The organism is Streptomyces sp. NPDC048424, assembly GCF_040651555.1.
GTDB lineage: Bacteria > Actinomycetota > Actinomycetes > Streptomycetales > Streptomycetaceae > Streptomyces.
Genome location: NZ_JBEZKE010000003.1, coordinates 229,716 through 255,399, shown reverse-complemented (window position 1 = coordinate 255,399; position 25,684 = coordinate 229,716). Strand labels below are relative to the sequence as shown.

General features: G+C 72.3%; 26 protein-coding genes. 14 read left to right on the top strand and 12 right to left on the bottom strand.

The features are described 5' to 3' along the window. Positions 1-77 precede the first annotated feature (77 nt). The gene (locus AB0D29_RS05985; protein ID WP_362852352.1) at positions 78-758 is read right to left on the bottom strand and encodes an endonuclease V; all 681 of its coding nucleotides are present in this window, start codon (positions 756-758) and stop codon (positions 78-80) included. 26 nt (positions 759-784) lie between these two features. Here AB0D29_RS05985 and AB0D29_RS05980 point away from each other — a divergent pair, with 26 nt between their 5' ends. Beyond that, the gene (locus AB0D29_RS05980) at positions 785-1,084 is read left to right on the top strand and encodes a YciI family protein (RefSeq protein ID WP_362852351.1); all 300 of its coding nucleotides are present in this window, start codon (positions 785-787) and stop codon (positions 1,082-1,084) included. Between the two features lie 66 nt (positions 1,085-1,150). Here AB0D29_RS05980 and AB0D29_RS05975 read toward each other — a convergent pair whose 3' ends face one another. Further along, entirely contained in the window at positions 1,151-2,293 is a 1,143-nt protein-coding gene (locus AB0D29_RS05975) for an oxidoreductase (RefSeq protein WP_362852350.1), read from the bottom strand. Positions 2,294-2,596: 303 nt separating this feature from the next. Here AB0D29_RS05975 and AB0D29_RS05970 point away from each other — a divergent pair, with 303 nt between their 5' ends. From AB0D29_RS05970 to AB0D29_RS05940, 7 genes are all read left to right on the top strand, one after another. Next, positions 2,597-3,013: an SsgA family sporulation/cell division regulator gene (locus tag AB0D29_RS05970; protein WP_362852349.1), complete on the top strand. Its 417-nt coding sequence runs from the start codon at positions 2,597-2,599 to the stop codon at positions 3,011-3,013. Positions 3,014-3,218: 205 nt separating this feature from the next. Beyond that, positions 3,219-4,859, top strand: a complete 1,641-nt coding sequence (locus AB0D29_RS05965; RefSeq protein ID WP_362852348.1) for an ATP-binding cassette domain-containing protein — start codon at positions 3,219-3,221, stop codon at positions 4,857-4,859. Positions 4,860-5,144: 285 nt separating this feature from the next. Then, complete coding sequence (locus AB0D29_RS05960; protein WP_362852347.1) at positions 5,145-6,116, top strand: acyl-ACP desaturase; 972 nt, start codon at positions 5,145-5,147, stop codon at positions 6,114-6,116. A gap of 72 nt (positions 6,117-6,188) precedes the next feature. Then, positions 6,189-6,491: a hypothetical protein gene (locus AB0D29_RS05955; RefSeq protein WP_362852346.1), complete on the top strand. Its 303-nt coding sequence runs from the start codon at positions 6,189-6,191 to the stop codon at positions 6,489-6,491. Further along, positions 6,484-7,617, top strand: coding sequence for a hypothetical protein (locus tag AB0D29_RS05950; protein WP_362852345.1), 1,134 nt, complete (start codon positions 6,484-6,486; stop codon positions 7,615-7,617). Before AB0D29_RS05955 ends, AB0D29_RS05950 begins: the two co-directional genes overlap by 8 nt. Then, positions 7,614-8,234, top strand: a complete 621-nt coding sequence (locus AB0D29_RS05945; RefSeq protein ID WP_362852344.1) for a hypothetical protein — start codon at positions 7,614-7,616, stop codon at positions 8,232-8,234. The genes AB0D29_RS05950 and AB0D29_RS05945 overlap by 4 nt, the downstream gene beginning before the upstream one ends. Beyond that, positions 8,231-8,809, top strand: coding sequence for a hypothetical protein (locus AB0D29_RS05940; protein WP_362852343.1), 579 nt, complete (start codon positions 8,231-8,233; stop codon positions 8,807-8,809). Before AB0D29_RS05945 ends, AB0D29_RS05940 begins: the two co-directional genes overlap by 4 nt. Here the strand turns inward: AB0D29_RS05940 and AB0D29_RS05935 are convergent, their stop codons facing one another. The 3 genes from AB0D29_RS05935 to ligD form a co-directional block, all read right to left on the bottom strand. Further along, on the bottom strand, positions 8,810-9,055 hold the full coding sequence (locus AB0D29_RS05935; RefSeq protein WP_362852342.1) for a WhiB family transcriptional regulator: 246 nt from the start codon (positions 9,053-9,055) through the stop codon (positions 8,810-8,812). 118 nt (positions 9,056-9,173) lie between these two features. Continuing rightward, positions 9,174-10,334: a hypothetical protein gene (locus tag AB0D29_RS05930; RefSeq protein ID WP_362852341.1), complete on the bottom strand. Its 1,161-nt coding sequence runs from the start codon at positions 10,332-10,334 to the stop codon at positions 9,174-9,176. Between the two features lie 120 nt (positions 10,335-10,454). Then, complete coding sequence (ligD, locus tag AB0D29_RS05925) at positions 10,455-11,474, bottom strand: non-homologous end-joining DNA ligase (RefSeq protein ID WP_362852340.1); 1,020 nt, start codon at positions 11,472-11,474, stop codon at positions 10,455-10,457. 75 nt (positions 11,475-11,549) lie between these two features. On the opposite strand from ligD, the gene AB0D29_RS05920 reads away from it, so the two are divergent. Beyond that, positions 11,550-12,686, top strand: a complete 1,137-nt coding sequence (locus AB0D29_RS05920) for an ATP-dependent DNA ligase (protein ID WP_362852339.1) — start codon at positions 11,550-11,552, stop codon at positions 12,684-12,686. On the opposite strand, the gene AB0D29_RS05915 is transcribed toward AB0D29_RS05920, so the two are convergent. Both AB0D29_RS05915 and AB0D29_RS05910 read right to left on the bottom strand, forming a co-directional pair. Further along, on the bottom strand, positions 12,581-14,140 hold the full coding sequence (locus tag AB0D29_RS05915) for an NAD(P)-binding protein (protein WP_362852338.1): 1,560 nt from the start codon (positions 14,138-14,140) through the stop codon (positions 12,581-12,583). The genes AB0D29_RS05920 and AB0D29_RS05915 overlap by 106 nt on opposite strands. 198 nt (positions 14,141-14,338) lie before the next feature. Next, positions 14,339-15,376, bottom strand: coding sequence for an NAD(P)/FAD-dependent oxidoreductase (locus tag AB0D29_RS05910; RefSeq protein ID WP_362852337.1), 1,038 nt, complete (start codon positions 15,374-15,376; stop codon positions 14,339-14,341). Between the two features lie 66 nt (positions 15,377-15,442). Here AB0D29_RS05910 and AB0D29_RS05905 point away from each other — a divergent pair, with 66 nt between their 5' ends. Both AB0D29_RS05905 and AB0D29_RS05900 read left to right on the top strand, forming a co-directional pair. Further along, positions 15,443-16,060, top strand: a complete 618-nt coding sequence (locus tag AB0D29_RS05905; protein ID WP_362852336.1) for an XRE family transcriptional regulator — start codon at positions 15,443-15,445, stop codon at positions 16,058-16,060. Continuing rightward, on the top strand, positions 16,057-16,584 hold the full coding sequence (locus AB0D29_RS05900; RefSeq protein WP_362852335.1) for an NUDIX domain-containing protein: 528 nt from the start codon (positions 16,057-16,059) through the stop codon (positions 16,582-16,584). The genes AB0D29_RS05905 and AB0D29_RS05900 overlap by 4 nt, the downstream gene beginning before the upstream one ends. Positions 16,585-16,630: 46 nt before the next feature. On the opposite strand, the gene AB0D29_RS05895 is transcribed toward AB0D29_RS05900, so the two are convergent. From AB0D29_RS05895 to AB0D29_RS05880, 4 genes are all read right to left on the bottom strand, one after another. Next, the gene (locus AB0D29_RS05895) at positions 16,631-17,296 is read right to left on the bottom strand and encodes a GPP34 family phosphoprotein (protein WP_362852334.1); all 666 of its coding nucleotides are present in this window, start codon (positions 17,294-17,296) and stop codon (positions 16,631-16,633) included. A gap of 77 nt (positions 17,297-17,373) precedes the next feature. Continuing rightward, positions 17,374-19,356 carry an MDR family MFS transporter gene (locus AB0D29_RS05890; protein WP_362852516.1) on the bottom strand — a complete coding sequence of 661 codons (1,983 nt, stop codon included), beginning with the start codon at positions 19,354-19,356 and terminating at the stop codon, positions 17,374-17,376. Between the two features lie 233 nt (positions 19,357-19,589). Next, the gene (locus tag AB0D29_RS05885; protein ID WP_362852333.1) at positions 19,590-20,945 is read right to left on the bottom strand and encodes a 6-phospho-beta-glucosidase; all 1,356 of its coding nucleotides are present in this window, start codon (positions 20,943-20,945) and stop codon (positions 19,590-19,592) included. A 207-nt stretch (positions 20,946-21,152) separates the two neighbouring features. Further along, positions 21,153-22,142 (bottom strand): helix-turn-helix domain-containing protein, encoded by a 990-nt coding sequence (locus AB0D29_RS05880; RefSeq protein WP_362852332.1) that lies wholly within the window; start codon positions 22,140-22,142, stop codon positions 21,153-21,155. A gap of 216 nt (positions 22,143-22,358) precedes the next feature. Between AB0D29_RS05880 and AB0D29_RS05875 the strand changes: the two genes are divergently transcribed. The 3 genes from AB0D29_RS05875 to AB0D29_RS05865 all read left to right on the top strand — a co-directional run bounded on the left by AB0D29_RS05875 (position 22,359) and on the right by AB0D29_RS05865 (position 24,815). Beyond that, complete coding sequence (locus tag AB0D29_RS05875) at positions 22,359-23,027, top strand: helix-turn-helix transcriptional regulator (RefSeq protein WP_351585486.1); 669 nt, start codon at positions 22,359-22,361, stop codon at positions 23,025-23,027. A 64-nt stretch (positions 23,028-23,091) separates the two neighbouring features. After that, positions 23,092-23,649 carry a toxin-antitoxin system, toxin component gene (locus tag AB0D29_RS05870; RefSeq protein WP_351291935.1) on the top strand — a complete coding sequence of 186 codons (558 nt, stop codon included), beginning with the start codon at positions 23,092-23,094 and terminating at the stop codon, positions 23,647-23,649. After that, positions 23,646-24,815, top strand: a complete 1,170-nt coding sequence (locus tag AB0D29_RS05865; protein WP_362852331.1) for an MAB_1171c family putative transporter — start codon at positions 23,646-23,648, stop codon at positions 24,813-24,815. Before AB0D29_RS05870 ends, AB0D29_RS05865 begins: the two co-directional genes overlap by 4 nt. Before the next feature lie 18 nt (positions 24,816-24,833). Here AB0D29_RS05865 and AB0D29_RS05860 read toward each other — a convergent pair whose 3' ends face one another. Continuing rightward, a complete protein-coding gene (locus AB0D29_RS05860) occupies positions 24,834-25,610 on the bottom strand; it encodes a hypothetical protein (protein WP_362852330.1) in 777 nt (258 codons plus the stop codon). Positions 25,611-25,684 lie beyond the last annotated feature (74 nt).

Here is a 25,684-nt window from a genome sequence, read left to right as displayed (position 1 = left end):
CCTGCGGGGATTGCGGGGATCACCCCGACGCACACCCGCCCCCGGCCCAACCCGCAGGGCGATCCGAGAGAAGCGGCCTAGGCGGTGGCCCCGCGCAGGGCGCGGCGGCACAGGGAGTCGGCGTGCCGGGTGGTCTCGGGGATCCGGAAGCGGGGGCTCAGGGCCAGGGCGTGCGCGCAGGCGTTGTCCAGCGAGACCCGGTGCCCGACGGAGACGTAGACCGGCTTGATCCCGTCCTGCGTCCGCAGCGCCCGCCCGACCTCGGCCCCGTCGGCCGCGAGCAGCGCGGCGGCGTCGCCCCGCCGGGCGCCCGGTTCCTCGTGGGTGAAGGTGAACGGGTTCTTCGCGACGCCGATCGTCGGGAGCCCGGTGACCACGCCGAGGTGGCAGGCGAGGCCGAAGCCGCGCGGGTGGGCGAGGCCGTAGCCGTCGCAGACGACGAGCCCGGGGCCGGTGGTCAGGGCGTCGAGGGCGGCCAGTACGGTCGGCAGCTCGCGGAAGGCGAGCAGCCCGGGCACGTACGGGAAGCTGACGTGCCCGACGGCGGTGGCCTCCTCGACGACCTCCAGGGTGGCGGCGTCGAGCACCACGGCCGCGGCGGCGACCAGGTCGCGCTCGTCGTCGTAGGCCACGTCCACTCCCGTGACCAACCCGTGGCCGGGTGGCGGGCCGGGCTCGGTGAGCACGACCCGATGGCGCAGTTCGTCCTGTATCGCCCGGGCTTCGGCCTCGTCGGCGGGGGTGTTCACACTCGTCATGATGGAGCGAGAGTAGCCTGACGATCATGTTCGTCATGGAGCTCACCTACACCGCACCCGTCGAGGCCGTCGAGGAGGAGATGGACGCCCACATCGCCTGGCTGGACGTCCACTACGCCGCGGGCGTCTTCCTCGCGTCGGGCCGCAAGGTGCCGCGCGACGGGGGCGTGATCCTGGCCGGCGGGGTGTCCCGGGCCGAGATCGAGAGGATCGCGTCCGAGGACCCCTTCGCGGTGGCCGGCGTCTGCGCCTACCGCATCACCGAGTTCCTCGCCACGAAGACCTCGGCGGACCTGGCCACGGTGCGGGAGAACCCGGTGGCCTAGGCCCCGTCAGGGCGGACAGGACCTAGGCCGTCTCCCGGATGTGGTCGGCGCGGGACGCGCGGCCGGTCAGTGCCGCTCCAGCCGCGCCACCCGGCCCTTCTCCCCCGCCGCCCAGCATCCGGTGTCCGCCGCGCAGTCGACCGTGTCGAAGGAGCCCGGCTCCAGCGGCCGCCAGCTGCGGCCGCCGTCCGTGGTCACGTCCGTGCCCGTCGGCCCCACCGCGAGGGCCGTCCCCCGGCTGTACGGGAACCAGGCCGCGCCCGAGCGGTACGCCGGCGGCGGGGCCGCCGCCTGCCGCCAGCTGCGTCCCCCGTCGGAGGAGACGGCCGCGGCCTGCGGGGAGGCCTGTCCGGTGCGGTAGTCGCCGCCGACCGCGAGTCCCCTCGTACGGTCGCGGAAGGCGAGGGCGAAGACCCCGCGCGCCGGGTCGCCCGCCGGGACGGTGGATTCGGCGACCCGCCAGGTCAGACCGCGGTCCGCGGAATGGAGGACCCGCGCGCTCGCCCCGCCGCCCGTGGCCAGCCAGACGTCGCGCGGGCCCGCGCTGACCAGGCACTGGCCGCCGGCGGCGAAGCCCGCCTCGCCGGGCAGCGCCTCGGGCATGCCCGAGGCGGGCAGGACCTGCCAGTTCCGCCCGCCGTCGTCCGTGGACAGGATCCGGAACCTGCCGTCCACCGGATCGCTCATCGCCAGTCCGTGCCGGGCGTCGAAGAAGGTCAGGCAGTCGTAGAAGGCGCGCGGGTCGGGGTTGCGGAAGGTCTCGGTCCAGGTCGCGCCGCCGTCCTCGGTGCGCAGCACCCTGGAGGCCTCGCCCTCCCCGATGGACAGAGCCACCGCGCGCCGCGCGTCGAAGGCCTCGATGTCGCGCAGCTCCAGCCCCTGCGCGACCGCGCCGGGCGGCGAGACGTCCTGCCAGCTGCGGCCGCCGTCGACCGTGCGCAGTACGGTCCCCTGGGAACCGGCCACCCAGGCCGTGCTGCGGCTGACCGCGGCGAGCCCCCGGAAGCGTGCGGTCTTCCCGGTGTCCTTCAGCCCCCAGCCCGCGCTCCGTAAGTCCTGCGCCACCAGGGCCTCGGCGGACGGTTCGGACGCTCCGGACGGTTGCCCGGCCGGGTTCCCCGTGGCCGTCCCGGCCTGGGCGGGGGCGGCGAGCGCCCCCACCACCAGGGCCGCCGCGCACAGGCCCGCTCCCACTTCCAGAAGTCTCATGGCGCCGGAAGCTAACGCACCCCGGTTTCGCCGTCCAGAGCGCCTCCCCGGATGCGTTGGGCCTGTGGAGTGAGCGGTAACCAGCCCTTCTGTGGCCCCTTGGGGTCCTTCGGGAACCGCCGGCCCTCCTTCGGGCGGCTCCCCTCTCGCGGTCACTCTGTGCGATCACACAGATCGGTTCCGGCCAATCGGTGACACAGCTCACGCAACTGCCCATGCACGGATTTGCCGATTCCGGCGTCTATCGGGTTGCCGGGCTCCACCCCAAAGCCCGGCAGCAGATCCGCCGCAAGGGAGTGAGCCTTGATCACTGTCATCGAGCAGGCCGCACAGGCCCGTCTGGTCGCCACCGCGCCGAAGGTCGAGACCGTTCCCGTCACCCTCTGCTACGACCGTGCGGATCCGTTCGCCGTGCGGATGGCCTTCCCCGCCCCGGCGACGCTGGAGGGGATCGAGGTGTCGTGGACCTTCTCGCGCGAGCTGCTGGAGTCCGGGCTGGACCGCCCGTCGGGCCGTGGCGACGTACGGGTGCGCCCGTACGACGCCGACCGGACGACGATCGAGTTCCACGCGGCGGAGGGCGTCGCGATCGTGCTGATGCTGACGGCCGAGCTGCACCGCTTCCTGGAGCGGGCGGCGACCGTGGTGCCGCCGGGCCTGGAGCACCTGTACCTCGACATGGACCACAGCCTGGCCGAGCTGATGCGCGACACCTGCTGAACCCGGCCCGCCGGTTATTCGATTGCGGGCGGCTCCGGCCGCCCGTAGCGTCGTTGACGGCCCATTGCCGTCGAAACGGAGCAGGACGTTGCTCTTCTGAGGTTCGAGACACCGACCACCCACCACCGTGACCCCCGCCGTCACCGGCTGAGCGTCGGCTGTCTCCCCGCGTTGCACGCACCACTCACGCAACCTGGAGGCCTCCATGAGCCACGCCCCTGCATTCATCACCTGCTCCGCCCTGTCCTTCGACTGGCCCGACGGCACTCCCGTCTTCGACGGGTTCCAGCTCGCCGTCGGCCCCGGCCGCACCGGTCTGATCGGCCTGAACGGCTGCGGGAAGTCCACCCTGCTGAAGCTGATCGCCGGTGAACTGACCCCGTCCGGTGGGCAGTCGTCCGTCTCCGGCTCCGTCGGCCACCTCCCCCAAACGGTCACGCTCGACACCGCGCTGCGCGTGGACGAGGCGCTCGGCATCCGCACCGTCCGCGCCGCCCTCCACGCCATCGAGGCGGGCGAGGCCACCGAGGCGAACTTCACCGCCGTCGGCGACGACTGGGACGTGGAGGAGCGGGCCCTGGCCGCGCTCGACCAGCTCGGTCTCGCCGGGATCGGCCTGGACCGCACCGTCGGCGAGCTCTCGGGCGGCGAGTCCGTACTGCTGCGGCTGGCGGCCCTGCTGCTCGCGCGTCCCGACGTCCTACTGCTGGACGAGCCCACCAACAACCTGGACCTGCGCGCCCGGAGCCGGCTGTACGCGGCGGTCGAGTCCTGGCCCGGGGTGATGCTCGTGGTCAGTCACGACCGGGAACTGCTGGAGCGGGTCGACCAGATCGCCGATCTGCGCGACGGCGAAGTCCGCTGGTACGGAGGGAACTTCACGGACTACGAGGAGATGCTCGCCGCCGAACAGGACGCGGCCGAGCGGATGGTCCGCGTCGCGGAGGGCGACGTACAGCGGCAGAAGCGCGAACTGGCCGACGCGCAGGTCAAATTGGCGCGCCGCAGGCGGTACGGCCAGAAGATGTTCGAGAGCAAGCGTGAGCCGAAGATCGTGATGGGTGCGCGCAAGCGGGCCGCGCAGGAGTCGGCCGGCAAGCACCGGATCATGCACACCGAGAAGCTGGCGCAGGCGAAGGAGCGGCTGGACCAGGCGGTGGAGGCGGTGCGCGACGACGACGAGATCCGCATCGAGCTGCCCGCCACGCAGGTCCCGCCGGGGCGCCGCGTGCTGACCCTGAGCGATCTGCGCCTGCCGCACGGGGCATGCGTACCGGGCGAGTGGGAGCTTCGGGGGCCGGAGCGGATCGCCCTGGTCGGCCGCAACGGCTCGGGGAAGACCACGCTGCTGCGCACGGTCGCGGGGCAGCTCGCACCGGAGTCCGGGGCGGCGCAGACGCACGTGACCACGCGGTTCCTGCCACAGCGGCTGGACGTGCTCGACGAGAGCCGGACGGTCGTGGAGAACGTGGCCCGCTTCGCCCCGCAGGCCACGAACAACCTGGTCCGGGCTCGGCTCGCGCACTTCCTCTTCCGGGGCGCCCGGGCGGACCGGCCGGCCGGCACCCTGTCGGGCGGCGAGCGGTTCCGGGCGGCGCTGGCGGCACTGCTGCTGGCGGAGCCCGCCCCGCAGCTGCTCATGCTCGACGAGCCGACGAACAATCTCGACCTGGCGAGCGTGCGGCAGCTGACCAGGGCGCTGGAGTCCTACGAGGGCGCCCTTGTGGTGGCGAGCCACGACGTGCCGTTCCTGGAGTCGATCGGCATCACGCGGTGGCTGCTGCTGGACGGGGAGCTGCGGCCGACCACGGCCGAGGAGGTCCGGGAGACCCTCTGGCACGAGTGAGCGGGCCCGCTGCGCCGCCGCCCGTCGCCGCCCGCGGACGCCCGACGCGGCGGGCGGCGGCGAAGCGGAACCCGTTCCGGCCGTCAAGGGTAAAAGTTTCGATCCACCTGACGGCGTGATTTCGCGCCCTCAGGGGCCTCTCACACCCCCCGTAAACTGCATAGATAACCGGATGTAACCGGACATACACCTGCTCGGGGGTTGGCTGGCCTTGATGTCGCGCTTAACCTACGACTCCGTAGGCTACGGAACCGTAGGTAATTCGCTTTGCACCCAGGAGTACCCGTGACGATCACCTCTCCCCACCTCGGCAGCTCGGAGGCGTGGACCGACGCCAAGCTGCTGTTCGCGCTGGAAGAGGTGGTCGAAAAGGAGCTCAACCGCCATCTGAAGGTCACCAAGGACTGGATGCCCCACGAGTACGTCCCGTGGAGCGACGGCCGGAACTTCCCGGGCTTCTTCGAGGACGGCGAGGCCTGGGACCCGCAGCAGTCCAAGGTCACCGACATCGGCAAGATCGCGCTGGTCGTGAACCTGCTGACCGAGGACAACCTCCCCAGCTACCACCACGAGATCGCCTCGCTCTTCGGGCGCAACGGCGCCTGGGGCACCTGGGTGCACCGCTGGACGGCCGAGGAGGGCCGCCACGGCATCGTGATGCGCGACTACCTGCTGGCCTCGCGCGCCGTGGACCCGGACAAGCTGGAAGCGTTCCGCATGCAGCACATGTCGGAGGGGTTCGAGTCCGACAACCGCCACTCCATGCTGCACTCGGTGGCGTACGTGGCCTTCCAGGAGCTCGCCACCCGCATCTCGCACCGCAACACCGGCCACCAGTCCGGTGACCCGGTCTGCGACCGGATGCTGGCGCGCATCGCGCAGGACGAGAACCTGCACATGATCTTCTACCGCAACCTGCTGGGCTCGGCCTTCGAGCTCGCCCCGGACCTGACGATGCAGGCCGTACGGGACGTCGTGGTCAACTTCCGGATGCCCGGACACGGCATGCCCGGCTTCGAGCGGATGGCCGCGCAGATGGCGATCGGCGGGGTCTACAACCTGCGGATCCACCACGACGACGTGCTGAGCCCCGTGATCCGCTTCCTGAAGATCATGGACATCGACGGCCTCGGCCCCGAGGGCCAGAAGGCCCAGGAGGAACTCGGCCTGTTCATGAACGGCCTGGACAGCGAGGCCCGCAAGTTCGACGAGCGCCTGGCCGCCCGCGCGGCGCGCATCGCGGCCCGCCAGGGCTGACCTGTTTCCGCTCGCTCGGGCGAGTGACGCCGATTGCCCTGGCAGAGCCGTGCTCTGCCAGGGTTTCGCGTCATGACCTCGCTCCAGGTGGACATCGACCAGCTGACCCGTCTGACGCGCGCCCTGGACTCCTCGCTGGTCTCCCTGCGGGAGGCACGGCGCGCGCTGGACCACGTACGGGCCGACCAGCTGGGCACGGCCGACCTCGACGCGGCGTGCGACGGCTTCCAGGAACGCTGGGCCCACGGCACGCGCGAGCTGACCAAACGCGTCAAGACCGTACGGGAGGGCGTGGACCGCAGCGCCGCGGAGTACGCGGAGCTGGAGGAGGCCGTCCGCGCGGCCTTCCGCCGGGTGGCGGCCGCGCATGGCTGACCACGCGGCGCTGGGCTTCGACCCGGCGCCCGGAGATCCGGCCGCGGTCCTGGCCCTGACGAAGAAGCTCGGAGCGTCGGCGCAGTCCCTCGGGGAGGCCTCGCGCGTCGTGAAGGACCTCGTCTCCCACAGCTCGCAGTGGCAGGGCGAGGCCGCGACCGCCTTCCGCGCCTCCCTCTCGCAGGAGCTCCCCCGCTACCTGGGCGCGGCCCACACCTCCCTCGCGGAGGCGGCCCGCCGGCTCGCCGGCTGGCACGACACCCTGGTCGCGCACCGCGCGCTGGCCGCCCGGTACGAGGCCGAGGCGGCCGCGGCCAAGACGGAGCAGGCCCTCTCCGACACCCGCCGCCTGGCCCGCGAACTCGCCACCGAACACGCGGCGGCGGCGAGCCGCGTGGCCCGCACCCTGAACGCGGCGACGGACCGCCTGGCCCCGAAGGAACCGGGCCTGCTGTCCTCGATCTGGTCCAAGATCGTGGAAGACCCGGGCGACGCGCTGTCGAACGCATCGGCGATCCTGGGCGCGATCGGTGCGGGCGTGGCGCTGTTCTGCCCGCCCGCGGGCCTGGCGGTGATGCTGGTCGCGGGCGGCCTGTCCCTGGCGGCCCTGGCCACGCACCTGGCGGATCCGAAGTTCCGCAAACCGCTGCTGGACGGCGCCACGAAGGGCGAGTTCGACGCGGACTTCTGGAAGAGCGGCGTGACCCTCCTCGGCGACGCCGCCGGCACGGTCCCGGGCGTGGCCGCGGTCGCCTCGGGCGCCAAGGCCGGCACCCTGGCCGCCCGCGCCGCCCTCACCGCCGCCCCCGAAGCCAGCGCCCTGACAGGCCTAAGCGCCGGCACGGCCTCCTTCCGCAGCACAACCTGGTCCACCGCCGATGAGCTGCGGCAAGTGGAGAGCCCCCTCGCCGGATGGGCAATGCGGTCAGCAAGTCAGGACGCCAGGGACCGGGTGGGTGTAGCTGTGGCCAGTACAGCTGCGGTCACCGCCGTACTCGACTACGCGCCGGACAACGAAACGCTCGAACACGCCACGACAGGGGTGGACGGTGCCCGGGGCGCACTGGACGACGCCCCTTCGGCCATCAGGAAAACGGGGCACGCGTGGTCGGCGCTGAGGCCATGACTCATCAGCACAGCAACGCGCCGGTATGGTTCCGCCTGCCTCCGGGCTTCCACGACATCGGCCCCAGTGACAGAGCCACATTGAACGCCGTCGCCCATGCACTGAACAGCCCCGATGCCCAACACGACCTCTCCCTGCTCATGGACGGCCTTGAGAAATTGGCAGGGCACGACGTCGTGCACACTGCTGTCGGCCTTCATCCTGAGGAGCCCAACGGCGTTAACACGTCGCTGTTCTCTCTGACCGTCCGGCGTGCCGATCAGCCCAACCCTCGGCTCACCGTGGCGCGTACGGCCCTGGCCATCGCCGGTTCCCCCCTGTGGACCAGCTCCGTCCGCAGGTTCATCGATTTGCCATCAGCCCTCCCGTGCTGCCTGGTCGCCGGGATCGTTTCCGTGCCCGATGTGGAGCAGGGTCTGTTTCAGGCCAGGGTCGCGACCATGCATCCGGATGGACTCCATCTGCTCTTGCTCGATCTGACCAGCGCTTCCATCCAGCACGCCGACGCGTACACGGACATTCTCGAAGCCGTGGCGCACACCCTCCTCTTCACCGACCCCGAACCGAGCATTCCACCAGCAACCGGGACCTCTCGCATCCTGGAGGTGCTCCTGTGATCGCACTCGCCAAGGCGGCATGGGACCACCCTCCGACGGTGGTCGGCTACAAACGGCTGGTCATCCGCCGCCTCGGATGGGTGCTCAGCCTCGGTGGTCCTCCGCTGATCGCCCTGGCCTCCATCGGCTTGGTCCCTCACGCGGGCATGGGATTTGCCCTCATCATCATCGTCGTGTCGCCCTTCCTCCCCTGGGTGGTCATCGCCTACTTCAGGCGGTGGCGCGTGGCAGCCGTCCTGCGGGCCTACCCCTGGCAAGAGTGGCCGTGCCAGCACCCGACCCGTCCACCCGGGAGCCCTGGGACCATCGTCATCCCGTTCCGGGAGGACTTCACGGCCACGTTCCGATTCATCCCGTTCCCCGTCGCGCTCGCAGCGCTGGAGGGCGATCAGCCGGACCGGATCTGGTTCGCGGGGGATCCTCGCTTCGGTGGGGTGGTTTCGCCCGTCGGGGGGCACTACCCCGTGCGGGTCGTGCCGCACACGCCGCGCCGCGAGGAGTGTGGGGGCGAGGGGTTCGACCTCGCCCGGCGGGTGGGGCTGGTCCGTGCGAGCGGCAAGGGAACGCGGACCTGATCAGTGGCGGGGGCGGAGGGCGAGGCGTTCGGCTTCGGAGAGGCCGCCCCAGACGCCGAAGCGCTCGTCATGGGCCAGGGCGTACTCCAGGCACGCCGCCCGCCCCTCGCACGCCCCGCACAGCCGCTTCGCGTCGCGCAGCGACGAGCCCGGCTCCGGGAAGAAGAAGCCCGGGCCCGTCTGGGCGCACAGGGCGAGTTCGTACCAGGCGGTGTCCGTGGCTGCGGCAGTGGTGTTCATCGACATGCCGCAGATACTGGTGGCCGCCGATGGACGTCCGATCAACGCCTGATCAACACCCCGTCATGTCACCGCTTCTCCGTCCTCTTCGAGCATCGCACCCTCCACTGACAACGGCCCCGGCTCATCCCTCGGGCAGGACGAAGGCCTGCTTGGACGCGCAGGTCCAGATCACCGGCTGGACCCGGCCCTCGGCGTCGAGCGCGGCCCCGCCGACGCGGTCGTCGTCGGTGACGGCGAACGCGGCGGTGAAGCGGGACGGGGCGAGCCCGGGAAGGACCCGCATCGGGCCGCTGCCGGTCCAGTACTGGGCCCGCGCGTCCGGGCTGTCCGCCGGCTGCGGGGAGTCGTAGCGGAATTCGGCCAGGCCGACCGAGACGTTGGTGTTCGGGCTGACGGCCTCGAAGGTGCCGCCCATGCCGCCGGGCGCCCAGGGCGCGTACACGGGCGGGCCGTCGGGGCGGTTCCACATCACGGCGATCTCGCTCCCGTCCGCCGCTGCCTGCCTCTGGTAGCCGACGATCCGGCCGGATTCGTCGATGCCACGGGTGACGTAGCGGTCCCCGGTGCGGTCGGCGGGCCGGAGCACCCTGGGGGCGGTGCGCGGGTCGGCGGACCAGTGCAGCCCCGGGGTGATCCAGATCTGTGTGCCGGGGAGGGGCTCCTGCGTCTCGCCGTTGCCGACGGCCTGGCCGGCGTTGTTGATCCCGGACATGAAGTGGATCCGGTATCCGGCGGGCGCAGGCAGTTCGCGGCGGATCCTCGTGCCGGACCATTCCATGGCGATGGTCCGGTTCCGGGCCGCGTCCCAGACATCGCCGACGATGACCCCGTGGTCGTTGACGCCGTAGGCCGCGCCCCCGCCGGGCAGTACGGTGATGGCCCGGTCACCGTGCCGGTAGCTGAACGCCTTGCTGCCTTCGGACGTGGTCACCTTGCCGACCATGAGGCCGGACCGGTTGACGTCCGTGAGCGTGCCCGGGCCGGAGCCGGCGGGCAGCGGCACGGCGAACACCCGCGTCCCGATCCAGTAGACGGGCTGCATCCCGGACATGCCGACGGCCAGCCGCGACGGCCCCGGCGCGATGGCGCTGACCTGGGTGCGGCGCACCCACGGGCTCGGATGCGGGTCCTCCGCAGGCGACAGTCTCTCCAGGACCTGGACGGACGGCTTGCAGGCCCTGCCGGCTGCCCCCGGAGCCGCCTGCGCGGGAGCGGTCACCGCGAGCGCGGCGAGGAGGCTCCCCACCACGGCGAGCCCGATGCGCGCATTCCTCGTTCCCATGAACATCCCCCCGGATCGATTCACGTGACGGCCGGCCGGCCGCGCCACATCCTTGCCGTGCCGCACCGGGATGAACAGACACGATCCGGACGACCGGGCCCCGCACGGGCTGAACGGACGTCAGTCCTCGTGCTTGGCGCGGCTGGGCTGGACGCGCTTGGGTTCGCCCGGCATCTTCGGGTAGTCCGGGGGGTAGGGCATGTCGCCCAGGCCGTGCTCGTGTTCGTCGCGGGCCGCGAGTTCCAGTACGGGGTCCAGGGCGAAGGCGTGTTCGTCCATGTCCGCGTGCAGGTCGCCCAGTTCGGCGAAGCGGGCCGGCATCGTCACGATGTCGAAGTCGCGGGGCTCCGCGTCGTCCACCTCTTCCCAGCGCAGCGGAGCCGAGACCGGAGCGTGCGGGCGGGGGCGGATGGAGTAGGCGGAGGCGATGGTGCGGTCGCGGGCCGTCTGGTTGTAGTCGACGAAGATCCGCTCGCCGCGTTCCTCCTTCCACCAGGCCGTGGTGACCTTGCCCGGCATCCGGCGTTCCAGTTCCCGGCCGAGAGCGATGGCGCACCGGCGGACCTCGGTGAAGGTCCAGCGCGGGGCGATCGGCACGAAGACGTGCAGCCCGCGCCCGCCCGAGGTCTTGGGCCAGCCGCGCAGACCCAGTTCCTCCAGCAGGGCGCGCAGCTCGTGGGCGGCCGCCACCGCGTGGTGGTAGTCGGTGCCCGGCTGCGGGTCCAGGTCGATGCGCAGTTCGTCGGGGCGGTCGGTGTCCTCGCGGCGCACCGGCCAGGGGTGGAAGGTGAGGCAGCCCAGGTTGGCGGCCCACAGGACGGCGGCCGGCTCGGTCGGGCAGATCTCATCGGCCGAGCGGCCGCTCGGGAAGGAGATGTGGGCGGTCGGGATCCAGTCGGGAAGGTTCTTCGGCGCCCTCTTCTGGAAGAAGGACTCGCCCTCCACCCCGTCCGGGAAGCGTTCCAGGGTCGTCGGCCGGTTGCGCAGGGCGCGCGTGATGCCGTCCGCGACCGCCAGGTAGTACTCGGCCACGTGCCGCTTGGTGAGGCCGCGCTCCGGGAAGTACACCTTGTCCGGGCTGGACAGCCGTACCGTCCGCCCGCCCGCGTCCAGCTCGATCGCATTACCGGCAGCACCCATGTGCGCCACGGTAGGCGGGCCCGCTCGTGCGCGCATACCGGGCGCGGCCGGACGTACCACCGCAGAATCGAAGGCATGGATCTGCCAGTGATGCCGCCCGTGAAACCGATGCTCGCCAAGTCCGTGGCGAAGATCCCGCCCGGCATGCAGTACGAGGCCAAGTGGGACGGCTTCCGGGCCATCGTCCATCGCGACGGCGATGAGATCGAGCTCGGCAGCCGCACGGGCAAGACCCTGACCAGGTACTTTCCCGAGCTGGCGGAGGCGCTGAAGGGCAATCTGCCCGACCGCTGCGTCGTGGACGGCGAGATCGTGATCGTTCACGGCGGGCGGCTCGACTTCGACCGGCTGACCGAGCGGATCCATCCCGCGCAGTCCCGCGTCGCCCTGCTGGCCGAGACCACCCCCGCCAGCTTCGTCGCCTTCGACCTGCTCGCGCTCGGCGACGAGTCGCTCCTCGACACGCCGCTCACCGACCGCCGTGCCGCCCTGGTCCGGTCACTCTCCACTGCTCGGCCCCCCGTCCATCTCGCGCCCGCCACCACCGATCCCGCGCTCGCGCAGGAGTGGTTCGAGCGGTTCGAGGGCGCCGGGCTCGACGGAGTGATCGCCAAACCGCTCGATCTCCTCTACCGGCCCGATGCCCGCCTCATGTACAAGATCAAGCACGAACGTACCGCCGACGTCGTCGTCGCGGGTTTCCGTTTCCACAAGAGCGGTCCGATTGTCGGATCGCTGCTCCTCGGCCTGTACGACGGCCACGGCACCCTCCAGCACGTGGGCGTCTGCGCCGCCTTCCCCATGAAGCGCCGCGCCGAGCTGGTGGAGGAGCTCGAACCCCTGCGGATGTCCGACCCGGCCGGACACCCGTGGGCCGCCTGGGCGGAGGAGTCGGCCCACGAGAGCGCCCGGCTGCCGGGCGCGCAGAGCCGCTGGACCGGCAAGAAGGACCTGTCCTGGGTGCCGCTGCGCCCCGAGCGGGTCGTCGAGGTGAAGTACGACCACATGGAGGGCGACCGCTTCCGGCACACCGCACAGTTCCACCGCTGGCGGGCGGACCGGACCCCCGAGAGCTGCACCTACGCCCAGCTGGAGGAGGTCGTCGGCTACGACCTCGCCGAAGTGCTCGGCCCGGCCGCCGGAACCGCCGGCACCGCCGGAACCGCTGGAACCGCCGGCACCGCCGGAACCGCTGGAACCGCCGGTATCTGAGGTGCGGCAGGTACCGGTGGTACAGCGGGTTCCGGCGGCTGAGCGGCCCACCCCGCCCCCGCCGTCAGCTTCTCCCACTCCGCCCGGTCCGGCCCCGCGTCCTGCGGGGTGTAGTCCGGCCGCGCCGCCAGCCAGCGCGCCACCCGGGCCTTGATCTCCGGATCCGCGTACGCCCGCTCCGGCGGCTCGGCCAGGTGCCGCACCCTCGCCCGTGCCCGCATCACCTCGGGGTCCTCCAGCGCGCAGTCGAACAGCGCGGCCACCTCGCGCGCCGTCCCCGTCCGCCCGGCCCGCGTCGCGAAGCGCTCCCCGATGGCCGCGTCGGCGACCACCTGGAAGTCGAACCACGGCTTCAGCGTCCGCACCGCCCAGTCGTGGTGGTCGACGGCGAACCGGGCCGATCCCGGGTCCCGGTGCGCCGTACGGGCCACCCGGCGCGCGGCCCACAGCGCGAGCGAGGTGCCCTGCCCCAGCGTCGGATTGGTGTGGGTGATCGAGTCGCCGACCGGCACCAGCCCGGTCACCACCGGGCCCCGCTCGTCGACCAGGGCGCTCCACCGGTTGTCCAGGCTCGCCGTGGCCCGTACGTCCGACAGCGGCTCGGCCCCCAGGGCCAGCCAGGCCGCTCCGGGCGGGAAGGCACGGGCCGCACGCTCGAAGACGGCGGGGTCGCGCAGCGCCGAGCGGGTGGTGTCCGAGGTGTGCACGAACAGCGTCACCGCGAACACCCGGTTGTCGGCCGGGAACACCGCGCACCCGGCGAAGGCCCCGCCGGTCACCGCCCAGGGCCGGCGCGGCCCCTCGTCCATGCCCTCGGGCAGCCGGTACCAGCGGCAGAAGTACGCGAGCCCCGTGCGGTGCCGTTCCACGACGGGCGGCCGGCAGCCCGCCTCGGCCAGCCGGCGCTCGACTCCCCCGCGCCGCCCGCCCGCGTCCACCACGAGGTCCCCCTCGTAGCCGCCTGCCTCGGTGGTCACTCCCGTCACCTGGATCCCCGCGTTCCCGGCCGGCTCCGACACGGTGGTCAGGCCGGTGACCGGCTCCCCGTACCGGACGACGACGCCCGCCTCCGCGCGCAGGGCCGTCGTCAGGGCGCTCTCCAGCACGATGCGCCGCGCCTGGAGCATGACGAGGTCCTCGTCGCCGGGGCGTGCGGGGGGCCGCACCTCGAACCAGTCCAGCTCGTGCCGCTCCCGCGCTCCGAGTCCGAGCATCTCCGCGTAGACGTCGGGCAGTTCGTCGCGCAGGACCGTGCGGGCGGCCCCGAGCAGCGCGTGCGGCTGGGCGGCCTGCGGTACGGTCGGCCGGCGCCAGCCGAAGAAGTCACGGTCGAGGGCGGTGCCCGGAGCGCGCGCATCGCGCTCGAAGAGCTCCGCCGTGTGTCCGTGCCGCGCCGCGAGCAGGGCCGTGGCCAGGCCTGCGACCCCTCCGCCGATGACCAGTACATGTGCCATGGAGCGTCCCCCCGAACCCTTGGAACCGTTGGACCGTACGACGATCACACCGCCCAGAGCCTGCGCGGACGGACGGCGGCCGAAACCCGCACAGTTGTCCGATACGAGCCGTACGCGACGAACCGGCCGCCCGGCCCGCCACCCGCCGGACCGCCCCCCGCCGGTGCCTCCGCGCGGCCCGCTCAGCCGCGATCCTGCTCAGCCGCCGACCGGTCCGGCGCCGGCCCCGCTACGCGCCCCCGGGCCCGCGCGATGGGCCGCCAGGGCCCGACGGCCCTCCGCCTCGATCAGGTCGGCGTTCACGGCGACGGCCGCACGCACCCCTTGCGCGGCCGCGCCCACGACCTGCTCCGTCAGGGCGGTCACGTTGCCCGCCGCCCAGACCCCGCGCAGCGCGGTGGCGCCGGTCGCCGGGTCGGAGGCGACGCAGGTGCCGATGACGTGCCCGTCCCGCTCCACGGCGACGGCCGGCAGGCCCAGGCTGGTCAGAACGCCCGAGCGCGCGGTGAACCGCGGGGCCACCACCAAGGCCGCGCACTCCACGCCGGAGCCGTCGGCCAGGGTCACCCCGGTCAGGCGGTCCTCCTCGACCGCGAGCCCGGTCACCTCTCCCTCGACGACCCGGACACCGAGGGCCGCCAGCAGCTCCCGGTCCGCGTCGGTGAGCCGCCAGGTGTGCGCCAGCAGGGTGATCCGCTCGCTCCACTGCCGCCAGAGCTGCGCCTGGTGCACGGCGAGGGGTCCGTCGGCGAGCACCGCGAGCGGCAGGTCCCGGACCTCCCAGCCGTGGCAGTACGGGCAGTGCAGCACGTCCCGGCCCCAGCGCGCCCCGATCCCCGGCACCGCGGGCAGCTCGTCGACCAGGCCGGTGGCGACCAGCAGCCGCCGCGCCCGGACGGTCGAGCCGTCCCCGCAGCGGACGAGGAAGCCCCCGTCGGGCAGCCGGTCCGCGGCGATGGCCGTGCCCGGCCTGATCTCGCCGCCGTAGCCGGCCACCTCGGCGCGCCCCCCGGCCAACAGCGCGGCCGGGCTCTCCCCGTCCTTGCCGAGGTATCCGTGCATGTGTGCGGCCGGGGCGTTGCGCGGGCTGCCTGAGTCGATCACCAGCACCGAACGGCGGGCCCGGACCAGGGTCAGGGCCCCGGCGAGCCCGGCGGCCCCACCGCCCACGACCACCACGTCGAACACGTCGTCCCCCGCGTCGCCCGAATTCCTTGAGTCCCGTGCGTTGTCCATGCCTCCGAGGGTCCGCTCGCAGGCGCCCGCTTGACAAATGTTCTTGCCGAAGTGGCAAATGGAGCCATGGCCACCGAGGAGCAGGACGAGGAACTCGCCGGCGTGCTCACTGCCGTCGGCCCGCGACTGCGCGCCCTGCGCCGGCAGCGCGGCACCACGCTGGCCCAGCTCAGCGAGACGACCGGAATCTCGCTCTCCACCCTCTCCCGGCTGGAGTCCGGCCAACGCAGGCCGACCCTGGAGCTGCTGCTTCCGCTGGCCAGGGCGCACCGGGTGGCGCTCGACGAGCTGGTCGGCGCCCCGGAGACCGGGGATCCCCGGGTCCGCCCGCGCCCCTTCGTCCGGCACGGCAGCACCTACGTGCCGCTGACCCGCAAATTCAGCGGGGTGCACGCCTTCAAGCAGATCCTCCCGCCCCGCGAAGGCCCGCCGCCCGAGCCCGAACTCCAGGTCCACGAGGGTTACGAGTGGCTGTACGTGCTGTCCGGGCGCATCCGGCTGCTGCTCGGCGAGCACGACCTCGTCCTCGGCCCCGGCGAGGCCGCCGAGTTCGACACGCGCACCCCGCACGCCTTCTTCAACGCGGGGCCGCAGGCAGCGGAGTTCCTCAGCCTCTTCGGCCCCCAGGGCGAACGGATCCACGTCCGCGCCCGGCCCACCACTTCACCGGAAGGACGTCCATGACCACCACCGGAGAGCGCCCCGAGCGGGCCGTACCGCAGCCCAACGCCGTCGTCGGGGTGGGGCTGGTCGTCATCGGCCCGGACGGCCGGGTTCTGCTCGGCCAGGCACACGACGGCCGCTGGGAGCTGCCGGGCGGCAAGGTCGATCCCGGGGAGGGCTTCGAACAGGCCGCGGCCCGGGAGCTCGCCGAGGAGACGGCTCTGCGCGCGGCCCCCGAGGGGATCCGCGTCCTCTCCGTCCAGATCGACGCGAAGTCCGGCCTGACCCGGCTGACGGCGGCCGCCGTCACCACCTCGGCGGAGGGGGTCCCCGCCGTCACCGAGCCGCACAAGATCGCCCGCTGGCAGTGGTTCGCCCCGGCCGAGATCCCCGCCGCCCTGTACGCGCCGTCGGCGGCCGTGCTGCGCAGCTGGCGCCCGGACCTCGCGAGCCTGCCGCACGTCCCCTCGTACGACTACCCCACCGCGGACCCGAGCCCGAACCCGGGCGCGGACCCCGGCACGGACGCGGCCGCGAGCGCCTGAAGCCGCTCGAAGAGCGGACTCGAAGGGCGGAAGGGACGGCCCGGCCTCACGTGGTGAAGGCCGTCGCCACCGTCACGGCCGTCACGGCCACCATCGCGGCCTGCACGTCGCGGACGGCCGCCCGGACGCTGTCGGACGCCCACTGACCGGCGGCTATCTCCGCCGTCCTCGGGGCCACCTCCTTGCGGCGCCGGTCCGGGAAGGCCAGCCGGTGCAGACCCGTCGAGTGGATCAGCGCGATGAGGCCGGCCGTCCGCTCGTCCGGCTCGACGCCCTCGATGACGACGGCGCGCAGCCGTTCCCGCAGGGCGCGCTCGGCGGCGCCGTCGGTCCCGGGGTAGCGCTTCTGCGGGAACACCCCAAGCACCTTGTGCACCTCCGCCGCCACCAGGCCGCGCTCGACCAGCCGCTCCACCGCGGCGCCGACCGCCTTGGTCTGGTCCCTGGTCAGCCAGTCCGTCACCCGGCGCTTGGCCCGGCCGCGCAGCCACGCCTCCATCGACAGGATCCGGCCGTCGAGCAGTTCTTCCCCGGTGGGCGTGGTGTCGCGCAGCTCCAGGTACTTGCCGGCCACCGACACCCGCTCGGCCATGACCAGTTCCAGCAGGATCGCGCCCGCGGCGGCCCAGCCCGCCGACTGGCGCCGGCGCGTCTCCCCGGACTCGTCGTCCAGGGACAGCAGCACGATCTCCTCGGCCAGTGTGATCCCCATGTCCGCTCCCCCGTCCGCCGTGCGCCACACGCTTCGACGAGGAGGACGTCCGACAGCCGACGGAAGTTCCTATTCCGCTAAGTCCGCACCACCACCTTCGGCGCGAAGTTCCCCTCGCCCAGGTCCTCCGCCAGCAGCCGCTTCGCGATCGCGTCCGCCGCCACCCGCAGTTCGGCGCTCCGCGGCCGCCCCTTGTCCTTCTCCAGCTGGTCGCCGAGCCACTCGGCCCACGCGGCCGAGATGATCGCGGCCTCCCGCTCCCCGGCCGGGGTGAGGGAGAAGAAGCTGCCCGCGCGGCTGAGGTAGCCCTCCTCCGTCATCCGGTCGAAGACCGGGAGCAGCACCTCCGGCGGCACCGACCGGCGCGCCGCGATCAGCCCGATGCTGGCGGTGCCGACCGTCCGGTTCATCAGCTCCACCTGCATCACCGTCCACGCGCCCGCGATGTCCAGCCGGGTGTCGGAGCCCCCGACGATCGCGCGCGCCGTCGCGGGCCCCATGTTCCGTACGAGTTTGCCGACCGCCAGCTCCAGCAGCTTGGCCGAATTCCCGCTGGCCGTGGCCGGGGAGGCGAATCCGTCGCCCATGTCCGTGGAGCCGGCCCGGGCGCTGTCGCGCAGCCTGACCTGTTTGAGGAAGAGCCCGGCGATGAACCCGAAGACCGCCACCGGCACGGTCCAGAGGAACACCGTGTGCAGGGCCTGCGCGTACGCGTCGATGATCGGAGCCGCGGCCTCCGGGCTGAGCCGGTGCACCCCTTCCGGGGTCGACGCGGCCTCGGCCAGCCGCGCCGGGTCCTGGCCGGTGATCCGCGCCGCCTCCGCGATCCCCGCCTTCAGCCCGGGCCCCAGGTGGTTCGCGTAGATCGTCCCGAAGACGGCCGTGCCGAAGGCGCTGCCGAGCGTACGGAAGAAGGTGACCCCGGAGGTGGCGGTGCCCAGGTCGGCGTAGTCGACGGTGTTCTGCACGGCGATCGTCAGGACCTGCATGGACAGGCCGATGCCGGTGCCGAGCACGAACATGTACAGCGATTCGAGCAGGGTGCTGGTCCCCGGTTGCATGCGCGACAGCAGGTACAGGCCGATGCCCGTGACCGCGTTGCCGACGATCGGGAAGATCCGGTACTGGCCGGTCTTGCTCACGACGTTGCCGCTGAAGACGGAGGCGATCAGCAGTCCGAAGACCATGGGCAGGGTCCGGACGCCCGAGACGGTGGCCGAGTCCCCGTCGACGTACTGGAGGTAGGTGGGCAGGAAGGTCATCGCGCCGAGCATCGCGAACCCGACGACGAAGCTCAGTACGGAGCACACGGCGAAGACCGGATTGTGGAAGAGCCGCATCGGCAGCATCGGTTCCGCGGCCCGTGTCTCGACGAAGCAGAACAGGGCCAGCGCGACCGCGCCGAGCACGAACAGGCCGATGATCGTCGGCGAGGTCCAGGCGTACTGGTTCCCGCCCCAGCTGGTGCCCAGGATCAGCGCGCTCGCGCCGACCGCGACCAGGGCGATGCCCAGGTAGTCGATGACCGCCTTGCCCGAGGCCTTGACCACCGGGATCGTCTTGGCGGCCGCGATGACCACGAGGATGGCGATCGGGACGTTGACGTAGAAGCACCACCGCCAGCTGAGCTGGTCGGTGAAGAACCCGCCGAGCAGCGGTCCGATCACGGTGGCGACGCCGAACACGGCGCCGATCAGGCCCTGGTACTTGCCGCGTTCGCGCAGCGGCACCACGTCGGCGATCAGCGCCATGGCGGTGACCATCAGGCCGCCGGCTCCGACGCCCTGGACGCCGCGCCACACGATCAGCAACGTCATGTTGCTCGACAGGCCGCACAGGAACGAGCCGCTGATGAAGACGATCGCGGAGATCTGGAAGATCAGCTTTCGGCCGTACAGGTCGCCGAACTTGCCCACCAGCACGGTCGACACGGTCTCCGCGAGCAGGTAGGAGGTCACCACCCACGACATGTGGTCCCCGCCGCCGAGGTCCCCCACGATCGTGGGCAGGGCGGTGCCGACGATCGTCTGGTCGAGCGCCGCGAGCAGCACTCCCAGCATGATCGTGCCGAAGATGATGTTGCGCTGCCGCCGGTCGAGCACGGTTGGCGCGGTGTCTACGGCGGGAGCAGTGGTCACCTTCGCACTCTCACAGCGCACCCGTCCCACCGCATGCGGCACTGCGCCGTACGGGGGACCGCCCGCCTCCGCCGCCGGCGCACCGGCGCGGCCACGTCAGCGCGGGTGCATCAGCCCGGGTCCACCAGTACGGGTGCGTCAGCGGCACAGGTACGTCAGCGCAGGTACGCCAGTCCCGGGTGCTCCGCCGCGTACCCCTCCAGCAGCCGCCGCGCCACGGCCACGGAGTCCACCAGCGGGTGCAGCGCGAAGGCCTTGACCGCGGTGGCCCGGGACCCGCTCGCCGCGGCCGCCAGGACCTCCCGTTCGACCGCCTTGACGGCCGTCACGAGCCCGACCGCGTGCAGCGGCAGCTGCGCCACGCCGACCGGGTGGGCGCCGTTCGCGTCGACCAGGCAGGGCACCTCGATGACCGCTCCGGCGTCCAGGACCGACAGCGTCGAGCCGTTGCGAACGTTCAGGATCAGCGTGGCCCGCTCGTCCCGGGCGATGGCCCGCATCAGCGCGAGCGCGACCTTCTCGTACCCGCCGGACTCCAGGTCGCTCTCGTCGCGCTCGCCGACGCCGGCCGCCTCGCGGTTCTCGGCCATGTACGTGGCCTCGCGCTCGGCCCGCGTCCGGTCCCAGGCGGCCAGCGCCGCCCCGGCCGGCTGCCCGGCGCGGCCGGCCTCGGCGTAGAAGCCGCGCTGCTGGTCGCGCAGGAAGGCCCCGCGGGTCTGCTCGGCCTCCTGGTAGGCCCGTACGGTGTCACGGTTGAAGTAGTAGTAGTGCAGGTACTCATTGGGGATCGCGCCGAGCGAGCGCAGCCACTCGGCCCCGAAGAGACGGCCCTCCTCGAAGGACTCCAGGGCCTTGGTGTCGGCCAGCAGCCGGGGCAGTTCGTCGCGGCCGCCGATGCGCAGCCCGCGCACCCAGCCCAGGTGGTTGAGGCCGACGTAGTCGATCCAGGCCTCTTGCGGCCGGGCCCCGAGCAGCCGGGCGATGCGCCGGCCGAGTCCCACGGGGGAATCGCAGATGCCGATCACCCGCTCGCCGAGCTCCTCGGCCATGGCCTCGGTGACCAGTCCCGCCGGGTTGGTGAAGTTGATGACCCACGCCTCGGGGGCGCTGCGGGCGATCCTGCGCGCGATCGCGCGGGCCACGGGCACGGTCCGCAGTCCGTACGCGATCCCGCCCGCACCCACCGTCTCCTGGCCCAGCACCCCCTCGGCCAGGGCGATCCGCTCGTCCGCGGCGCGCCCGTCCAAACCGCCGACGCGGATGGCCGAAAAAATGAAATCCGCCCCGCGCAGGGCCTCGTCGAGGTCCCCGGTGGCCGTGACGGCCGGGGCATCGGGTACCCCGGCGGCCTGGGCCTGGTCGTGGAGGACGCGGGCCATGGCGGTGAGCCGCGCCGGGTCCTCGTCGTACAGCGTCACATGGGACACCCGGCCCTCGGCGTGGTCGCCGAGCAGTGCTCCGTAGACGAGCGGCACGCGGAAGCCGCCCCCGCCGAGGATCGTCAGCCGCACGTCCCTACCGCCCTTCGCCCGTGCCGGTGCAGAGGCCACCGCAGGTGCCGGTGACCGTGGCAGTTCCCGTGGCCGTCGCCCGCACCACGATCGTGCCCGCGGCGGCTCCGGCGCCTCCCGTGCCACGATCGGTGACACGACGGGTGACGCGATCGGTGGCACGGAACCCGCCGTGCGCGCCCGCCGGCACCAGTCTGCCCCGGCCGCTCACTCCTCCAGCGACGGCACGGCGCGCAGCCTGGCACCCTGCTGGTGCGTGACCCCGCCGCCGCCCCGTACGGGACCCACCGGGGCGCCCTGCGGCGCCGACAGGATCAGGGTGATCCGCGTCAGCCCCATCTCGTCCAGCATCCGACTGGTCTCGGCCACCATCCGGCAGCGCACCAGCCCCCACCGCGGGTCGGGGTGGCGCACGGTCCGCACCGCCCCGTCCATCTCGGCGGCCTCGGCTCCGCGCATGCTCAGCCAGTGCGGCACCCCGTACCGGTAGGCGGCCTCCATGAACGGGTCACGGGCCACCTCCTGGCGGATGCTGCGCAGCCCCTCGTCCTCCGGAGCCGCGGCGAGCGCGGCCGCGAACTGGGCCAGCAGCGGTACGCACCAGGCCGGTTCGTGGTCCTCCAGCACGCCCGCCGCGTCCGGGTGGAACAGCACGAAGCGCAGGAAGTTGTCGTCCGGCAGGGCCGTCGGGTGCGGCCGTACGGACTGGAAGAGCTGGTCGAAGGCAGAGTTGGTGAGCGCGACGTCCCACCGGTGGTCCACCAGGAAGCTCGGGTAGGGCACCGACTCCATGAGGGCCGCGTAGTCGCACAGGTAGTCGCGCTGCGCGGGGTCCTCGGGCAGCCGGTTCTCCTCGGCCGCCCGCCACGTGGGCGGAGGGTCGCGGTCGACCATGACGCGGAACAGCCAGAAGCACTGCCGCTCGCTCATCTCCAAGGCCTCGGCCAGGGCGAGCAGTTTGCGGTCCGTCCACTCCTTGACGAGGCCGCGTTCCCAGTTTCCGTACGCGCGCACGCTGATGCGCAGCCGGGCGGCGAGGTCCTCCTGGCTCAGCCCCAGCTCCTCGCGGCGCTGGCGCAAAATCTCCTTGCGTCGCTCCGACCGTACGACGCCTCGTGCGGACTCCTCGCCCGCCAGGCGCTCCTCACCGGCTCGGGCGAGGCCATCGGACGGGCCCACCGCTGCGAGATGTGGCACCGAGAGCTCCCCCTCCTCCGGTCTGGATCTTCATTTCCGTGTGGCGATCCTGCTACCGACTTCATTCGAGTGTCAACTATTGTGGCAATTCCAGCCTCTTGACAGCTCATTCCCGCCACAGCTGTGGCACGTTCTAGCCCTTACGGGCGGGAGCGGCTAGATTCCAGAAGCCGACCATGTGCCGTACCGACTTCGCGCGATCTAGGAGAACCACTGGTGACAGACGGCTTCCCGGCTCCCGTCGCGGTGGCCAACGCACCCCTGGCAGCCACCATCACGCGCGTCGCCGAACTCGCGGGCAAGATGGGCCGCGACCTGAACCATGTCTTCGACCTGCGGCGGCTCTCGGAGGCCTCCGGCGTCCCCACGGACGTGGTCAGGACCCTCCTCGACGGCAGGCCGGCCGGCGAACCCGATCTGCAGACCCGGTTCCTCCAGCGGCTCGACCTGCTGCGGCGCACCCGCGTCAAACCGAACGGCCGCCGGTACACCCAGCAGGAGATCGCGGACGGCGCCGGCATGTCGCGGCAGCAGGCCGGGGCCCTGATCAACGGCGACCGGCGCCCCACCATGGAGCACTGCGACGCGATCCAGCGCTTCTTCGGGGTGCACGCCGGGTTCCTCACGGCACACGACTCCGACGCCCTCACCGACGCGCTCCAGCGGACCGAACAACAGCTGCTCCAGGACTTCGCGGGGCGCGCGCGGGAAACCGTACCGGCCGCGGCCGCATCGGCGGGCGATCCGCTGGCAAGACTCCTCCAGAACCACGGCGTGCGGGGCATCGCCTGGCGCGCCGCCCAACTGCCCAGCGACAAGCACCGGGACAAGGTGACCGAATGGCTGGACATGCTCCTCGAAAGCGTCAAACCGAATGAATCCTGACCCAGTCGAAAGTCTGGGTCTGATCCTTGAGTCCTGATCCGGATCCGCGCCGACGGGGAGAACGGTGAGCATAGGCAGAGAGCAGCGGCGGTTGTGCGGGGAGCTGGTGGCCGGCATCCGGCTGACCGCCCCCGCGGAACCCGTGGAACTCTACGCTGCCCTCTGCGAGGGCATGAGCAGACACCGCGGCCGACGGGTGGACTTCCGGATGGCCTCGTTCCCCCCGCGGACGGCCAGCGGCCTGTGGCTCGACATGGCGGACCGCGACCTCGTGGTCATCGAGGAACGCACCGCGCCCGACCACCAGCTGGTCATCCTGGGCCACGAGCTGTGGCACATGAAGGCCGGCCACTGCAGCCACCACGTCGACGGCGCCGCCGTCGCCGCGCGACTGCTGTCCGACGAGGCCGACATCGGCGAGACCGTCCGCCGCGTCGCGGCGCGCACGCGCGCCGACGTGCAGGAGGAGACCGAGGCCGAGACGTTCGGCTTACTGCTGGGCAGCCGGTGCCGGAACTGGCTGGCCGGATCGGCCGGCCACCGGGCTCCGGTCCAGCGCGACCAACTGGCGGGCCGCATCGAGGCATCGCTGGGCTACCGGGGGCACAGGAACGACCGTTGAACGGCGAGGACTACTACATACCCGCGGCCGCGATGGCGATCTCACTCGCCTTCAAGCTGCCGGCCCTGCGGCACAACTGGCGTGACCCCCTGCTGCGCTCGGTCGTCGCCCTGCTGACCCTGGCGGGAGCGGTGTTCTTCTTCGCCGCCCCGCCCACCATCGCGGCGGTCAACCGCTGGACCGGGATCGTCAACGTCTCGGCCCCGCTGGTGTACTGCCTGATCACCGCGTTCAGCGCCTCCTGCCTGGTGCTGATGGTCAACTGGCGGGGCGGAGAGCCCGAACAGACCCGACGCGTCTCGCGCCGCTGGATCAAGGGCTACAGCCTCGTCGTCGCCGCCCTGATCGTGCTGTTCGCCCTCGGCGACACCCCGGTGGAGCGGCTGCGCGACTTCGACACCTTCTACGCCAACACCCCGTACATCGGGATGATGATCGCCCTCTACCTGCTGGCGCACCACGTGGCCGCGGTGGTGATGGTGGTCCTGTGCTGGCGCTGGTCGCTGCAGGTGCGCGGCTGGCTGCGGGTGGGCCTGATGATCATCGTCTCCGGCTACATCTTCAACCTCACCTACGACGCCACCAAGATCTCCGCGGTGGTCGCCCGCTGGCTGGGCCACAACCTCGACGACCTGAGCACCTACGTCGCCCCGCCGCTCGCCGCCCTGGGCGCGCTGATCAGCGCGATGGGCTTCGTGGTCCCGCTCGTCTGCCAGCGGCTGTCGGACCACTGGCAGACCTGGGCGACGTACCGCCGGCTCGGCGCGCTGTGGCAGGAGGTGCAGATCTCGGCGCCCAGCGGCACGCCCTCCGTGCAGATGGCCTGGTGGTCGGCGGCCGAGCTGCGGGTGATCCAGCGGGAGTCGGACATCCACGACGGCTTCCTGCACCTGGGCCCGTACTTCGACAAGGGCCTGCGCGACGACGCCTACGAGAGCGCCGTCGCCACCGGGGCCGACGAGGAGACCGCCCGCGCGGTCGCCGACGCCGCCATGGTCGCGGCCGCCGTACGGGCCCGCTCCGCGGACCCCGAGGGCAAGATCATCGGCGAGGACGAGGAGACCCTGCTCGACACCCCCGACGTACCCCGCGACCTGCTGCGGATCTCCCACGCCCTGCGGCATTCACCGGTGGTGCAGGCGGTCCGTCAACAGGTGGCGGTGTAACGACGCCCCTCTGCGGGCTCAGCGGGCCGCGGTCACCGCCGTCTTCGGGAACAGGTCCTGGAACGGACCCGCCGAGTCGATCCCGTCCCGCCCGTAGGGCGCGTCGAAGCTCCACACCATGAACAGCAGGAACACGATCAGCGCGCTGAACAGTCCGGCGAGCAGCAACTCCCGCCCGGAGCGGCGGATCTGCAGGGTGAAGATCAGCCCGACCGTGACCACCCCGCCGACCAGCAGCCCGAACCACACCACGCTCGGCAGCGTGGACTCGGAGCTCTGGGTCCGCGAGTGGCGGGCGTCGTCGGCGGCCGCGATGTGGTCCAGCAGCGGCTGGTAGGCCTGCGCCTGGAGCTCGGTGGCCGGGCTCTGGTGGGTGACGTCGCTGCGCAGCTTGCCCAGCAGCTGGGCGCCCTCGGCCGACGCGCCCTCCCCGGAGGTCAGCAGCGGCCAGTCCACGGCGACGGTGTGGGTGACGTACGCGTCCACCTCGCCGCGGATCCGGTCGCGGACCGCGGTCGGGTAGACGTCGGCGCGCTGGGTGACCTCGTACAGCGCCTGGGCCTCGCGGCGCACGCTGTCCTCCGCGGCGCCGCGCGCCTCCCAGACGCCCGCGATGGCCAGGCCCAGCACGATCGCGTAGACCACGCCCACCATCATCGTCATGTACTCGATGACGTCGGGGGTTTCGCTGGTGTCCTCGTCGTCCGCGGCCCGGCGGTGCCGGATCGTGGTGATGGCGAGGACGACGGCGCAGACGAGCGCCATGGCAATGGCCAGGACCAGCCATTCGGACACGTGGATTCTCCCGGTGTGGGTGGGGTGGGTGGGGTGGGGTGGGCTGAGTCGGGTGGGTCGGGTCGACGGGGCGC

Bases quoted from the DNA above. Each gene is read 5' to 3' on its own strand.
- AB0D29_RS05985 (WP_362852352.1), bottom strand. From the start codon at position 758: ATGACGAGTGTGAACACCCCCGCCGACGAGGCCGAAGCCCGGGCGATA.
- AB0D29_RS05955 (WP_362852346.1), top strand. From the start codon at position 6,189: ATGACCTCGCTCCAGGTGGACATCGACCAGCTGACCCGTCTGACGCGC.
- AB0D29_RS05890 (WP_362852516.1), bottom strand. From the start codon at position 19,356: ATGCTGGGAGTGCTGCTCGCGGCGCTCGACCAGACGATCGTCGGCACC.
- AB0D29_RS05975 (WP_362852350.1), bottom strand. From the start codon at position 2,293: ATGAGACTTCTGGAAGTGGGAGCGGGCCTGTGCGCGGCGGCCCTGGTG.
- AB0D29_RS05935 (WP_362852342.1), bottom strand. From the start codon at position 9,055: ATGTCGATGAACACCACTGCCGCAGCCACGGACACCGCCTGGTACGAA.
- AB0D29_RS05910 (WP_362852337.1), bottom strand. From the start codon at position 15,376: ATGGACAACGCACGGGACTCAAGGAATTCGGGCGACGCGGGGGACGAC.
- AB0D29_RS05915 (WP_362852338.1), bottom strand. From the start codon at position 14,140: ATGGCACATGTACTGGTCATCGGCGGAGGGGTCGCAGGCCTGGCCACG.
- AB0D29_RS05895 (WP_362852334.1), bottom strand. From the start codon at position 17,296: ATGGGGATCACACTGGCCGAGGAGATCGTGCTGCTGTCCCTGGACGAC.
- AB0D29_RS05900 (WP_362852335.1), top strand. From the start codon at position 16,057: ATGACCACCACCGGAGAGCGCCCCGAGCGGGCCGTACCGCAGCCCAAC.
- AB0D29_RS05945 (WP_362852344.1), top strand. From the start codon at position 7,614: ATGACTCATCAGCACAGCAACGCGCCGGTATGGTTCCGCCTGCCTCCG.
- AB0D29_RS05965 (WP_362852348.1), top strand. From the start codon at position 3,219: ATGAGCCACGCCCCTGCATTCATCACCTGCTCCGCCCTGTCCTTCGAC.
- AB0D29_RS05980 (WP_362852351.1), top strand. From the start codon at position 785: ATGTTCGTCATGGAGCTCACCTACACCGCACCCGTCGAGGCCGTCGAG.
- ligD (WP_362852340.1), bottom strand. From the start codon at position 11,474: ATGGGTGCTGCCGGTAATGCGATCGAGCTGGACGCGGGCGGGCGGACG.
- AB0D29_RS05920 (WP_362852339.1), top strand. From the start codon at position 11,550: ATGGATCTGCCAGTGATGCCGCCCGTGAAACCGATGCTCGCCAAGTCC.
- AB0D29_RS05905 (WP_362852336.1), top strand. From the start codon at position 15,443: ATGGCCACCGAGGAGCAGGACGAGGAACTCGCCGGCGTGCTCACTGCC.
- AB0D29_RS05950 (WP_362852345.1), top strand. From the start codon at position 6,484: ATGGCTGACCACGCGGCGCTGGGCTTCGACCCGGCGCCCGGAGATCCG.
- AB0D29_RS05930 (WP_362852341.1), bottom strand. From the start codon at position 10,334: ATGGGAACGAGGAATGCGCGCATCGGGCTCGCCGTGGTGGGGAGCCTC.